The sequence below is a fragment of the Vreelandella nigrificans genome (assembly GCF_002374315.1).
Taxonomy (GTDB): domain Bacteria; phylum Pseudomonadota; class Gammaproteobacteria; order Pseudomonadales; family Halomonadaceae; genus Vreelandella; species Vreelandella nigrificans.
This window is the reverse complement of the sequence record NZ_NWUX01000005.1, coordinates 1-13,796: the sequence shown is the minus strand read 5'-3', so window position 1 is coordinate 13,796 and position 13,796 is coordinate 1. Positions and strand designations below refer to the sequence as shown.

The window sequence follows — 13,796 nt, the reverse complement described above, 5'->3', positions numbered from 1 at the left end:
TTTTAAGCCTCCTGTTGCTCGTTGCTGTTGTGTGGGGGGGCCGCAAACAAAGCGTGGCGCAGGAAGTGCAAAGAGGTATTGATAAAGCCATAACAGATGAAGCTTGAAACCCAGTATTTAGGAATATCAAGACCCAGCGCGGTTGTCGTGCCTCCATCAAATTGCCGGAGTGTTTCCTTAACGATGATCCAGGCGGTGACAATACAGACGCTTCCAGCCACTAGGGCGATCATCCGGTCATAGCGCTGTCGCATGATAGGAGAGAGCCTTTCAGGTAGTACAGTGATTGCGATGTGGCCATTCGTGCGTGCTAGTTCTGGCATGCTCAACGATACCGCGATACAAAGAAAATAAGCCACAAGGGAACTTGACCATAGAGTCGGGGCATTAAAAAAGTAACGAGCGACCACTTCGACCCAGAAGCATAGGACGATGCCACACAAGGTGGCACCGCCAAGGTAGAACCCGAATCGCGTGATACGGTCATGGAGTCTAGCTATCGGGTGGGGCATGGTGGTACCTACTCGACAGTTGCGGTCATATTGTTCTGTTCGGCGATCTCACGCATGTTGCTAACCGCTTCAGGGGACTTGTCGATCCCTAACTGCCAAATACCCTCATTGACCAGGGCATCGAGTCGCTCCGCATCAGCTGGCTGGAAGTATGTTTCCTGCATTCCCTTCTCTCTCAGTGAAGCCCACTCTTGCTGCGCCAGCTCATCAAGGATGGCGGCCGTTTCATTTTCCAGCGCTCTGCCTTGTTCGAGGAGTAGGTCCTGTTTTGCCTCGTCGAGCGCGTTGAATGCTGTCAGGTTCATGAACAGATAGGTGTAGGTTTGGCCGAAGGTAGGCTTGGTAAAATATCCTGCAACTTCGTTCCAACCGAAATCTTCGACGCCGTTGAGTCCCCAGGCGGCTCCATCAATCACTCCTCGGTCAAGAGACGAATAAACATCGCCTCCAGACATCAGTACAGGTGTTCCACCTAACCCTTGAGTGGTGCTGGTATAAGTCGCGCTGCCACGAACTCTGCGCCCCTCCAAGCCTGGTGTACCCTCAATAGGCTCTTTGAGTACATATTGAAAGCCACTACTGCCCAATGGAGGGATTGCAATTAACTTAAGCCCAAGCTCGTTGTAGTATGTATCGATAAATTCCCAGAGGCCTGATTCGTGGGTGGCATCAGGGTTTACGAAGACGGCATCCATAGCGGCGCCTACACCAGTGGTATTGGTATGGTAGGCGCCATGGGTGTAAAGCAGGTCGAAAACACCAGATGACACAGGCTCGAGCTGCTCGAAAGGTGATACAACATCGGGGCCATTCAAGTTGATCTTAATATCTCCTTGGCTGGCCTCCCCAACTCTTGCTATATATCGTTGGGCAACTTCGCGGGTATAAGCACTGGTTTGATCATAGCTAGTGAGCATTCTCAGCTCGGTGGCCATGGCTTGTGATGCACTCAGGGTAAGGATGATTACGGCAATGGAGCGGTTCATTGTCTACCTCTTTGTATTTTTACTAAGTAGTTAGCTTTTCTGCATGAAGCTTTGTAATCTAGTCATGGCACTGGTTAACGGTCAATAGAATATAAAAATCTAGAGTTTTCTATTTTTTATAAATAAGATTAATCAGATTTATACAAGGTTGCTTTTTCATGTAGAGGTTCTGTGTATGATGTTAGAGAGCCTATTTTTAATTTTTAGTTAATTCTTTTGGCACTTAATTGGCACAAAAAATATAAACATATTTATCTCAAGCATCATTGTGGTGCAGTGTTAAGACGGTGTTATGCTCTGCGTGTTTTTTTATGTTTATATTGTTTTTAATTTTTTAGTAAGTCTTTTTTGGTATGAAAATGGACTATGTTGCTAAGAATAAAGAAGAGGTTTTATGAGACCCGTTCACGATACTCTGGATTGGAATCTTCTCAGAACTTTTATTGTGATTGTTCAAGAGGGGAGCGTCAGTAAGGCTGCAAGCAGGTTGTACTTATCGCAACCAGCGGTCAGTCTCTCTTTGAAGAGGCTGGAAGAGCGACTAGGACAACGGCTGATTGAGCGCGATAGCCATAGTTTTACTGTAACAAAAGCTGGTCATCTCGTTTATCGAGAAGCCATCGATATTTATGCTAACGTAGCCCGATTAGCGGCTTCAGTGGGAGATTTTGATCCTGAGGTAGTCGGTCATATTTCTCTCCTCTTCATCACGGGCATTCAATGCCGGTTTCTGGACAGTGTGTTCGAGCGCTTTCATAAGCAGTTCCCCCAGATCACATTTAGTATCGAGGATATGTCGAGCCAAGAGGTGCAGAATGCGCTGGCTCAAAGGCAGGGAGCCATGGGTATTTGTCTGGCACTGCAGTGTCCGAGCAATCTGAATAGTCAGATACTAGCGCGGCAGCGGTATCGGCTCTACTGCGGCAAAAGCCATACGCTTTTTGGGCGTCACAACTTGCCGATGGATAGCCTAAGGAGTGAAAACTATGTCTCCTTTGGTAGCGAGCAACTTGATGGTGTGCTCTCCTCGCTTGCCGTGTTTCGTGCCCATCATGGGTTGAAGGGGAATGTGGTAGGTCAGTCGAGCAGTCTCCAAGAAATTCAGCGGATGGTAATTGCTGGATGGGGTATTGGCTGCCTGCCCGAGCATTTAGTGCAGAGAGATGTGGCGGAAGGTCGGCTCTGGCCCCTTCCGCCCTATGATGGTGTCGCTGAAATCGATTTGCACGTGATGTGGCATCAGGATGCTCGTTTCAGCGAAGCTGAGACCATCTTTATGGAGTTTTTCCTTAATGCTATGGGCAAGGTGCAGCTTGAGGAGCGGCTTACCACTGGACTTGAAGTGTTCGACGAAATGTCTGATGTCGAAACAGCTAAATAGCTGATGGTATTATTTTTTGTAGGCTAAATTGAACCAGGTCGTCTTTAGATCTGAATACTTGTCCAGCGCATGAAGAGATTTATCACGACCAAAACCGGACTGCTTCATGCCACCGAAGGGAACACTAATATCACCATCGGCATAGCAGTTGACCCAAACCAAGCCAGCCTGAAGGTGCTTTGATACGCGATGCGCACGGCCAAGGTCAGCGGTCCAGAGTCCAGCTCCAAGTCCATAGATCGAGTCGTTAGCCAAGGCGAGGGCCTCGGTCTCGTCGGTGAAGCGACTTATACCTAACACTGGCCCGAAGATCTCCTCGCGCATCACCGTGGTGGTTTGGGTTCCTTCCAGGATTGTTGGTTCAACGTACCATCCTCCTTCTATAGGCGTCGCATGCTTTCCTCCGTGGTGGAGAGCCATGCCTTCGCTGAGTCCTTGCTCGATAAAGTTTAATACCTTGGCATGATGATCGGCGCTGACTAACGCTCCCATACGCGTAGAGGGATCCAGCGGATCGCCAGCTGGCATGTTTTTTGCCGCGGAAACCAGTCGTGGCAAGAAATCATCAAAAATAGACGCTTCCACATACAGCCTAGAGCCTGCAATACACACCTCCCCCTGGTTGGTAAAGATACCCGCGGCAGCGGCTTGTGCAGCGGCATCCAGGTCTGGGCAGTCAGCAAAGACTATGTGCGGAGATTTGCCTCCGCATTCGAGCCATACCCGCTTTAGATTGGACTCGCTGGAGTAGCGCATAAATCGCTTGCCTGTGGCGGTGGATCCTGTGAAGGCGAGTGCATCGACCTGTGGATGCATTCCCAACGCTTCGCCAGCGATAGCGCCGTGGCCAGGGGTGACATTGAATACGCCATCCGGCAGGCCCGCTTCCTTGGCTAGTGCAGCTAGCCTGAGAGCACTAAGGCTAGAGGCCTCGGCGGGCTTGAGTATGACGCTATTGCCGACTGCCAGTGCTGGGGCGAATTTCCAGGCGGCGATCATCAGTGGAAAATTCCATGGCACCACAGCAGCAACCACACCGAGAGGCTGGCGGGTGATGGTGGCATGAACGTCTTCGCTGGTGGGGGCTATCTCACCGTACTGTTTATCGATCGCCTCGGCATACCAGGCCACACAGCGTGCTGTTTCGGGCAAGTCAAAGGCCAAACTATCAGCGATTGGCTTTCCCATTTCGAGTGTTTGTAGAAGCGCTAGCTCTTCAGCGTGCGTTTCGATAAGCGAGGCGAAGCGGAGCAAAACTCGTTTGCGCTCTAGTGGAGGACAGCGAGACCAGTCACCCGATTCGAAGACTCGACGTGCGGCAAGTACCGCACGATCGATATCCACACCACTGCAGGCGGTCACGTTGGCTATCATCTGGCCTGTCGCCGGGTTGTAAGCCTTTAGAGTTGAGCCGTCAAAGCTGTTGACAAATTCACCGTCGATGAAGGCTTGAGTGGTCAGCTGTAGACGGCTGGCTAGCGTTTGCCAGTAAGCTTTATCATGCATTGTCATATCCTTATTTTAAGATGCTGCGATACCGGCCTTGCGCAGCATGGTGTGTAACAGCACGTTGGCGCCAGCCTCAAGATCCTCTGGTGTAGCATTTTCGCTTTCGTTGTGACTGATACCATCTTCGCAGGGAACGAAAATCATAGCCGTGGGTGCAACACGACTTATGAAGACGGCATCGTGACCGGCCCCGGTCTCGATATCGCGGTAGGGTATGCCAAGTCCATCGCTGCTAGCGCGAATGAGATCTACTAGGTCGCTGTTGAATGGTGTCGGTGGCACCCGCTGAACGTCCTGCAGTTCTACGGTTACTTTTCCAGGCTCATGATGCTTTGAGCAGATATCTTGGAGAGCGTGCTCCATCTGTTCAAGCGTCTCGTTCTCCAAATGGCGAATATCAACGCTGAAGGTTACTCGCCCAGGAATGACATTACGTGAGTTTGGATAAAGGTCGAACTCCCCACAGGTGACGCGACCGTGCGGCTGATACGGATCAGCCAGCGCTAGGATATCGCCGATGAGTTCAGCGGCCCGTTTTAGCGCATCACGACGATAGGGCATGGGTGTCGGCCCAGCATGGGCTTCTTGACCGGTGACCACAACATCGAACCAGCGCAAGCCTAGAGAGCCGGTTACCGCGCCAACAGCTATTCCTTCTGCTTCAAGTACTGGACCTTGCTCGATATGGGATTCGATATAGGCACCGAAGGTTTTGCTACCCATAGGAATGTCACCGCTGTAACCGATACGTTCCAACGAAGCAGCTACAGTGTCTCCATTGCGATCTTTGGCAGCTAGCGCGGTCTCAAGCGGGATTACGCCAGCATGCACCCCAGATCCCATCATGACTGGAACGAAGCGGCAGCCCTCTTCGTTAGTCCATATCACTACCTCTAGTGGTGCTTCAGTAGTAATAGAGTGATCATTGAGAACCCGCATAACTTCCAGCCCGGCTAGTACACCGTAACAGCCATCGAAACGGCCACCGGTGGGCTGGGTGTCGAGGTGACTTCCGGTGGCCACCGGGGGTAGGTCATTACGGCTTCCCGCACGACGAGCGAAGATATTGCCCATTTGATCAACATCTATGGTCAAGCCAGCGTCTCGCAACCAGCTAGACACAAGCTCACGACCAAGTCGATCCTCTTCCGTCAACGCCAACCGACAATTGCCCCCCTTTGGTGTGGCACCAATGTCAGCAAGGTTCATTAATGAGCGCCATAGGCGCTGTCCATCAATGCGGAGTGTCGAGAAAGTAGACTCAGTCATCAGAGCTCTCCTGTGTCATTACTATATTTTTGGCTTTCAAGAGCTGTAGCACGGATTGCGCTTAGACGCTCTCCTGGTGCAATACCATCAGCGTCATAACGCAGCTCAATCAAAGCGGGCAAGTGTTCTTGCTCAGTAAAGGCTAGGGCACGATTAAAGGCAGCTTCGAACGAAGCGTCGTCCTCGACGATCTCTCCATGTCCGCCATAGGCCTTGATCAGGGAGTCAAACTTAGGGTTGGTGAATGTCAGCGCAATCTCTCGGCCAGGAAAGTCATTCTCCTGATGGGCGCGGATGGTGCCCCACATGCCATTGTTGAAGACGAGTATGACGATACCCAGTCGGTACTGCAGGGCCACACCGAGCTCCTGCAAATTCATCTGGAAGCAACCGTCACCGGCAAAACAGATGGCCGGCCGTTGAGGGTGCTCGAGCTTACTGCTGATGGCTGCGGGAAGGCCGTAACCCATTGCACCAACCGTGGGAGCTAACGAGCTGCCAAGTCCACCAAACTGGATATAGCGATGAGCATAAAGTGCGTAGTTGCCAGCGCCGACAGTGATACAGCCTTTGCCGTTCAGTAGTCGATCTACCGTTCGGGTGACTTTATCTAGGCTAAGCCGTCCAGGCGCCTCTAAAGGTATAAGAGTATCAAGATAGGCTCGTCGAGCAGTGGCCGTCGCCTGTTTCCATGCTGGTGTTATCTCGGGAGCTAGTTCTCCTAGGCTTGCCGAAAAACCAACCACGTCGGCATTAATAGCAAGGTCAGGACGATAAACATGCCCCAGTTCTTCGGGGTCGGGATAGATATGGACTAATGTCTGGCTTGGCACGGGCGATTCGATCCAGCTGTAGCCCTCTGTCGTAGGTTCGCCTAATCGTGTCCCCAGCGTAATAATCAGATCGCAGGACTTGAGCTGCTCACGCAAAGCTTGATGCATGCCGCTACCAACGTGACCAACGAAATTCTCATGGTGTTGGTTAAAACACTCTAGGCGTCGCCAGGCAACGCCAACGGGAAGAGCGTAGCGCTCGGCAAACGCAGCAATATCCATTTGGGCCTGCTCGGTCCATCCGCTACCACCCAGTAATAGGAATGGCTTTTCGGCCCGCTCTAGATGCTGTTGCAACTCGCGCAATTGTTGTTGGCTAGGGTAACTGTGTAGGCGCTGCCGAGGCTCCACATCAGCAACACAGGCTTCGCCCCACAACGTGTCTTCTGGCAAGGCCAAAACTACTGGGCCAGGGCGGCCACTGGTCGCGACAGAGTAGGCTCTGGCGATGAACTCAGGTATCCGTGCAGTGTCGTCAATCTGGGCTACCCATTTGGCCATTGGTCCGAACATGCGGCGATAGTCGATCTCCTGAAAGGCCTCGCGTTCGATGAAATCGTTGCCGACTTGTCCGATAAAAAGGATCATCGGTGTCGAGTCTTGATAAGCCGTATGGACGGCAATTGATGCATTGGTGGCGCCAGGCCCTCGGGTGACAAAACAGATTCCAGGCTCGTTGGTTAGCTTGCCATAGGCCTCGGCCATGTAGCCAGCACCGCTCTCTTGGCGGCAGACAATAGGCTCGATAGCATCACGATGCTCATTAAGTGCATCAATACAGGGCAGATAGCTCTCGCCAGGGACCAGAAAAACGCGCCGAGCACCATGCTGGCGTAATTGTTGAATCAGGATTTGGCCCCCGTTGCGTGTCGGGGTGACGGCGTTGCTCATGGGCAAGATCTCTTTGAACGAATGGTTAGGTAGACGGGGCAGATAACAGCCGATGCAAGGGCTTAATCTGGCGAGAATCGACAACACAACGAGCTCGAAAGCCGCATTGATAAGACCAAGACTGGTCTGCTTCGAACCCTTTTTTTGCTGGCCACGGGCCGTCAATTGCCAACATGCCGGCATCATCGCAAGCCCTGAGAAATAACTGTCGGAAGGGGGCTAGCGAGGCGCTACGCTCTTCTGGAGACAGCTTTAGGTCATGTGCTAAATCACCAGTGCCGAGCAGAGCGGCTAAAACGCGCGGGCAAGAATGTAATAATTCGCTGATCCGCTTGATCCCCAAGCGGCTCTCTATAGTCGGTATAATGGCGGTAGTTTCTGGTGCTATACCCCAGTGTTTTTCTTCGCGACTAAGTGCTGACGAAAGTGCCGTCAGTTGTGTTACTTCCTCGACTTTGGGCAGGAAGACCGCCTCAGGAGAGGCACCCATTAGCAGTTTCAGCTCTGCTCGGCCTCCCTTATCTAAGGCATTGATTCGGACCATGGGAGAGACGCCTCTTTGCCGACAGCTTTCGGCCATGCTGACGAACGCTTGGCAGGCAGTATGGCGTGATGCTGCCGGGGTGAATTCCTCCAGATCAATAACGATGGCATCGGCCCCAGAGTCCAACGCGTCAGCCAAACAATCGGCGTCATGCCCTGGTACGAAAAGCCAGCTTCGACAGCCTGTTAGTGTGCTATGAAGCATTAAAGTCACTCCATCAGGTTGGGTAAGAACAGCACGATGTCAGGCACGAATGTGATGAGCATTAGGACGGCAAGCATGGACATCAGCATTAGAGAAAGCGGGCGTAACGTTTCCATAACGCTGATACCCGAAATACGACAGGCCGCCATTAGGTCTATACCCAGGGGGGGCGTATTGGCACCTATAGCGAGGTTGACGGTCAGCAGCACACCGAAATGCACAGGATCGATGCCGTACTGGGAGAGCAGAGGCATGACGATGGGGGTGATGATGATGATGATGGCGATGCTCTCCATAAAGGTTCCGAGCACCAGCAATACTGCAGTTAGCAACAGCAACACAGTGTGTGTGCTATTTGTCCAATCGCCGATGATCCCTGCGATGGTTTGTGGTACCTGCTCATAAGTCAGCCCCCAGGCGAAGAGACCAGCAGCGCCGATAATGACTAAGATGGCGGCGCTCGTTTCTGCTGTGGCGATGACGCAGTTGATAATGTCTCGTAGTGAGAGGCAGCGATAGAGCACCAAGCCGAGTACAAGGGCATAGAGAATGGCGGAGGCCGCTGCTTCGGTCGGTGTGAATACGCCGAAGCGAATTCCACCAATGATTAGCACCGGTACCATGAGTGCAGGCAGTGCATCGATGACCGCTCGGCGACGTTCTGCGGGGCCGGAAGGCTTGACCCCAGCCCAGCCATGTTTCCGCGAAATATAAAGTGCTACACCTATTAATGAGAGGGTCAACAACAGGCCAGGAATTACGCCGCCCATGAAGAGTTTACCCACCGATGTATTAGACGTGGTGCCATAGACAATCATGACGATACTAGGAGGGATCACTGTTCCGAAGGAGCTTGCACACCCAACGAGTGCGCTGCTAAAACCCTTGTGGTAGCCATTCTTATGCATTGCAGGTAACAGCATGCTGCCGATGGCAATAACATCTGCCACTCCTGACCCCGATAAGGCACCAAACAACATACAGGCCATGACTGCTACGACAGCTAGCCCGCCCCGAATATCGCCGACTAGGGACATGCAAAGATGCACGATACGCTTGGTCAGGCCAGCGCTATTCATCAGTTGTGCCGCTAGAATGAATAGGGGAATCGCCAGCAAGGTGAAGCTATCCATCCCTCCGACGAACTGCTGCGCTGAAACCATCATAGGGGCCGCACCAAACACGAGCAGATAGACGAGAGCGGCGAGAATCAAGCTGAAGGCAATCGGGATATTAACTAAAATAGCGAATCCAAAGACGCCCAGCAGAGTAAGTGCACCTGCGGTCATAGCGAATCTCCTGGAGACAACACGTGCTGTACTTGCATCAACGCCATACCTACGCAACCCACTGGCACTGAGAGATAAATGACACCAACAGGCATTTTTAACGCTGTAGTGGTCATGCTCATGGTCAGTACTGCTAGATCCCAACCAGCCTTGGCTAGCACCAGAAGCATTACTAGTAGAACAATATCCGTGGCCTTGTTGATGACTCGGCGGACGTTGATGGAGCGTACGATCAGCGGCAGCAACCCGGCATTGAGGTGAGAGCGTTGGTATGTGCAGGTAACTGAGCCCAATAGGGCTGTCCAGATCAGCACTAATCGCGGCAACTCTTCCGCCCAATTAGGCGTTTGTCCCACGACCCAGCGCATAAAGACCGTATAGATAACCAGGGCCGCCAACGCGGCGGCTCCACAGGCGGCTACGGCCAAACTTAGATGGGATATACGCATTACAAGCCTGGAAAAGGTCATATCATTCAGCCGTTTGGTACTGTCTGACGGTCTCCATCAATTCCTCACCAAACACATCGGAATAATCGTTCCATACTCCTTGAACCCGCTCGTTGAAGGACGCTGTGTCGACTTCATTTATCTGCATACCTTCTGCAGCCAGCATTTCGAGCATGTTTTTATCATCCTCCTGGGCCATAGCGCGTTGCTTATCGCGCCACTCGTCTGCTAGAGCTTGGATAACTGCCTGATCATCCGCATTGATCTTGTTCCAAGTGGGGCCAGCAATTGCTAAGCAAGCAGGAGCCCAAACATGGCCCGTTAAAGAGATGTAATCTTGAACTTCGTAAAAAGAAGAGGAGTGAATAATGGAAAGGGGGTTTTCCTGAGCGTCAAAGACGCCTTGCTGTAATGCCGAGTAGAGTTCACCAAAGGAAAGTGGGGCGGGGTTTGCACCGAGTGCTTCAAAAGTATTTAGACGCATCCTGTCAGGAGTGACCCTGATCTTTAGACCTTCTAGGTCGTGTGGAGACTCAATTGGCCCCCGGTTGTTGGTAACGTGACGGAAACCATTTTCCCACCAACTGAGAACTTTAATACTCTTATTTTCCGCCAGTTCTTCGAGGATGCTGCCTAGTTCACCATCATAAGCTGCGTAGGCTGCTTCTCGGCTCTCCCAAGAGTAAGGCAGCTCAACGATTCCAAACTTGGGTTCTAAGGATTGAAAGGATCCGCACCCAATAACTCCGGCATCCATACTGCCAATTTGCATGCCTTCTATCAGCCGAGTTTCATTGCCAAGCTGGCCGCTAGGAAAAACCTGAAAATTTACACGCTGATCGGTAGCTTCTCGTACGTCATGAGCAAAACCTTCCGCAGAGACATGCCAGTTATGAGTTGGTGCCAAGACATGCCCAAGCTTGATATCCAGTGCTTGAACATTGCTGCAAAAAGTACTTATTCCGATAAGGCTGAAGAGCGCAAGAGGGGTTGGTTTCATTGTGATACCTGTTGTCATTAATTTTGGTGTTTTGAAATCAATCGCACAGGTAACAGATTCGTCTGATAAAAACGTTGTAGCAATTTTATAATTCTTATTTTTAATATTTATTATTTTTATATAATGTTTTGCAGGGCTCTTTTAATAGTTAGAGTAGTGGTTTTTTTTTAGATTTTTGTATCAGATGGTTATATTTGATAAATTTTTATGGTTTTTAATGTGGGTTGAGTTTATGTAGAGCTTTGTTTTTTTATTTTTAATAGATATATGCGTTTTGATAGTGTGATAAGAAGAGCTCAAGGCGGTTACAGGTAAAAGTTATATTCTTAAATTTTATGTTTAAGAATTATTTCCCTCCGTCAGAAGTATTGGGTGGTTTGCTTGGCAATTTAACATTAACTGTAAAAATTTACTGCACATTATCCTTTTAGGCTTAATGGATGGTTTCGGAGCTTCAGTTCATCAGACGATCGTTCACGCCATCTATACCGCCAAAGGTCAAAGCTGGTCAAAAACCGGACATCTTAAAGTCACGCGATATGACCGATATAACGGTGGCGTTGTGCAGCGAATGGTATAAGTCGGGATAAAGAGTAAAAGAGCTATTAAGGGTTTTTCTTTATTAAGCGGTTGTTTTTATTTCCGTAAATTAAATTTTCTCAGAAAGACTTGCTGACCAAGTGACATTTTCTAAAGGGCTTGGAAGTAGCCTCCGAAGCCGAAGGTCGCAGATTCAATTCCTGTCAGGCGCGCCAAAATCCAAAAAGGGGCCTGCGAGAAATCGTGGGTCCTTTTTTGGTTTTGGCTGTTCTCGGTCAAGAGCGGATGTTGAGGAAATGCTGATATAACGCCGCCAACACGCGCAGCTTTGAAGTGGAGGCGAAGCCGCAACGAAAAAGCCGTCGCCGTGCCTAGCCTTGTTAAAAACCGATTGCGCCAAGAGCGATACCGACCACCACACCAACAATACCTCCTATCGAATGGTCTTTAATCTTCGACTTGAGACTATTTCCTTCAGCAACTTCGCCTTTCAGGCTGCTAATGGTCTTTTCTAGAGCTTCAATCATTAAAGTTTGCTTTTCCAAAACGCCAGAAAGGGCGTCAATTGAACCACTTGACGAGCCGACTAGTGATCTGATTTCCTCTTGGTGCATCACTCTAATTTTCTCGCCGCTTCGTATGTAGGCACCTGAGTCACAAAAAACAATTTGATCCGATTTTTCGACCCTTATAACAGCAACATTTAGAACGATACGTGTTTGCTTTATATCGAAACTCACAACATCAGATGAGCTGAGCATCCCAAGAGCTTTTTCGATCTTTGACCTTGCTGCATCAGGGTCTACACCATCTATAGTAGAAGAATTACTGACCCCAAGCAGAATCGTCCCACCATCTGTGTTTGCAAATGCAGACACTACTTTTGCGATGATGAGTGGGGAGACGTCGGCGCGCAGAAACTCAACTTTTTGATTCTCTCCATGAGACATCATTTCAATAATATCGATTTCCAATGTGCACTCCGAGTATCTTTGGTTTTTAACGCCCGCATTTGGGGCCATAGTGAAGCGCAGCGGAGCGAAGGTCCCAGCCCCGCAGGGGCGAACAATATGCGATTGTTAATTTCAATTTAGCGGCTTTCTATCCGCGATTAATGCATCTGTTAAAGTAACCAAAAGCAGGTATACAGACTTCAATACTTCGTTGCCACCTTCACTACTTTCATCTTCTTCGATGGCGGTAAGCCAAAACCAAGGGTGGTCGCAGTTGCACTTCAACTCACTTTCATCGCCCAAAAAAAATTTACCACCACAGTCCCAACACCAAATATGAAAATCCCCACAGACATCGCATTTACCAATAGTAGTAATTGATACTGGAGTAGATGGTGCTCCTATACCAATAGGCGAATCCCAAAGTACTAGACCTCGCTCTTTTCTTTCATTGCAACTATCACTTATACAGTTATCCCACAGCGAGAGATCGACATTTTCCAATTCAGAGAGAGCAACAATTTTCAAATTAATATAATTTTGTGCTCTTCTTTTTGCCGCCTCACTATAACCGTTCGGACAAACTAAAATTCCGACTTTTGAGGAGCAGTCCATCATCATTCCATGGAAACTTTCAACGTCTTTAACATTTAGGGGGCGGCTATATTTCTTAGCATCTACAATAATCCTACGATTTCTATCGTCACCAAAGCGAGAGTCTATAAGGACATCTACTTGCCTAATCGTTTGACTTAAGCAACCTTTTATTTTGGCATTTGGGATGACCGTGACATCTTGAGATTGATAGTCCTCAGAGCAAAGTTCGGCTATGAAACGCTCATATTTCTTCCAGTCAGTCATGGTCACCTTTGAAATTAACGCCCGCATTTGCGGCTGATTTGGAGCGCAGCGGAAACCAGTCCGACAACATGCGCTTGATACTCATTGAGCCTTCTCCCCCAGCTCAGCCTGTTTGGCTAAGCTGAAAAGGCGACCAAACCTAACAGGAGAAGACTCAATGAACTTTTACAATAGCACTCACCGTCACTACTGTGGAATTGATCTGCATGCCCGTAGCCTGTATGTCTGTATCTTGGATCAGCAGGGCGACACCCTTCTGCATAAAGAGATTCCAGCCAAACCAGAACCTTTGCTCCATCTGATCGAACCCTACCTGGACGATCTGATCATCGGCGTCGAATGCATGCACTGCTGGTACTGGATCGCTGATTTCTGTGAAGACCAGGGCATTGCTTTCATTCTCGGTCATGCCCTTTATATGAAGGCCATTCATGGCGGTAAAACTAAGAATGATCGCGTGGATTCTTACAAAATTGCTGCGCTTATTCGCGGTGGCAACTTTCCCCTCGCGTATGCCTACCCTCGTAGCATGCGAGCAACACGGGATTTACTTCGTCGCCGCACTGGGCTCGTTC

13 protein-coding genes are annotated in these 13,796 nt (G+C 49.9%); 2 read left to right on the top strand and 11 right to left on the bottom strand.

Features of this window, described 5'->3' with window-relative positions; all coding sequences use genetic code 11:
• Positions 1–2: 2 nt before the first annotated feature.
• Both CPA45_RS07990 and dctP read right to left on the bottom strand, forming a co-directional pair.
• Positions 3–512 (bottom strand): TRAP transporter small permease, encoded by a 510-nt coding sequence (locus tag CPA45_RS07990; protein ID WP_096651039.1) that lies wholly within the window; start codon positions 510–512, stop codon positions 3–5.
• 8 nt (positions 513–520) lie between these two features.
• The gene (dctP, locus tag CPA45_RS07985; protein ID WP_096651038.1) at positions 521–1,498 is read right to left on the bottom strand and encodes a TRAP transporter substrate-binding protein DctP; all 978 of its coding nucleotides are present in this window, start codon (positions 1,496–1,498) and stop codon (positions 521–523) included.
• Between the two features lie 394 nt (positions 1,499–1,892).
• On the opposite strand from dctP, the gene CPA45_RS07980 reads away from it, so the two are divergent.
• Positions 1,893–2,879, top strand: coding sequence for a LysR family transcriptional regulator (locus CPA45_RS07980; protein ID WP_096651037.1), 987 nt, complete (start codon positions 1,893–1,895; stop codon positions 2,877–2,879).
• A gap of 9 nt (positions 2,880–2,888) precedes the next feature.
• Here CPA45_RS07980 and CPA45_RS07975 read toward each other — a convergent pair whose 3' ends face one another.
• From CPA45_RS07975 to CPA45_RS07935, 9 genes are all read right to left on the bottom strand, one after another.
• On the bottom strand, positions 2,889–4,391 hold the full coding sequence (locus CPA45_RS07975) for an aldehyde dehydrogenase (protein ID WP_096651036.1): 1,503 nt from the start codon (positions 4,389–4,391) through the stop codon (positions 2,889–2,891).
• Between the two features lie 9 nt (positions 4,392–4,400).
• The gene (locus tag CPA45_RS07970; RefSeq protein WP_096651035.1) at positions 4,401–5,657 is read right to left on the bottom strand and encodes a Zn-dependent hydrolase; all 1,257 of its coding nucleotides are present in this window, start codon (positions 5,655–5,657) and stop codon (positions 4,401–4,403) included.
• Positions 5,657–7,381 (bottom strand): thiamine pyrophosphate-binding protein, encoded by a 1,725-nt coding sequence (locus CPA45_RS07965; protein ID WP_096651034.1) that lies wholly within the window; start codon positions 7,379–7,381, stop codon positions 5,657–5,659. Before CPA45_RS07965 ends, CPA45_RS07970 begins: the two co-directional genes overlap by 1 nt.
• 25 nt (positions 7,382–7,406) lie before the next feature.
• Positions 7,407–8,129, bottom strand: coding sequence for an HpcH/HpaI aldolase/citrate lyase family protein (locus CPA45_RS07960; RefSeq protein WP_096651033.1), 723 nt, complete (start codon positions 8,127–8,129; stop codon positions 7,407–7,409).
• A 5-nt stretch (positions 8,130–8,134) separates the two neighbouring features.
• A complete protein-coding gene (locus CPA45_RS07955; RefSeq protein WP_096651032.1) occupies positions 8,135–9,418 on the bottom strand; it encodes a TRAP transporter large permease in 1,284 nt (427 codons plus the stop codon).
• Positions 9,415–9,867, bottom strand: a complete 453-nt coding sequence (locus CPA45_RS07950; protein ID WP_096651198.1) for a TRAP transporter small permease — start codon at positions 9,865–9,867, stop codon at positions 9,415–9,417. Before CPA45_RS07950 ends, CPA45_RS07955 begins: the two co-directional genes overlap by 4 nt.
• 22 nt (positions 9,868–9,889) lie before the next feature.
• Entirely contained in the window at positions 9,890–10,867 is a 978-nt protein-coding gene (locus CPA45_RS07945; RefSeq protein ID WP_096651031.1) for a TRAP transporter substrate-binding protein, read from the bottom strand.
• 920 nt (positions 10,868–11,787) lie between these two features.
• Positions 11,788–12,381, bottom strand: coding sequence for an AlbA family DNA-binding domain-containing protein (locus CPA45_RS07940; RefSeq protein WP_165771523.1), 594 nt, complete (start codon positions 12,379–12,381; stop codon positions 11,788–11,790).
• Positions 12,382–12,492: 111 nt separating this feature from the next.
• Positions 12,493–13,221: a restriction endonuclease gene (locus CPA45_RS07935; RefSeq protein WP_096651029.1), complete on the bottom strand. Its 729-nt coding sequence runs from the start codon at positions 13,219–13,221 to the stop codon at positions 12,493–12,495.
• Positions 13,222–13,378: 157 nt separating this feature from the next.
• Here CPA45_RS07935 and CPA45_RS07930 point away from each other — a divergent pair.
• The coding region (locus tag CPA45_RS07930) for an IS110 family transposase (protein ID WP_165771522.1) at positions 13,379–13,796 on the top strand (418 nt) is incomplete at its 3' end.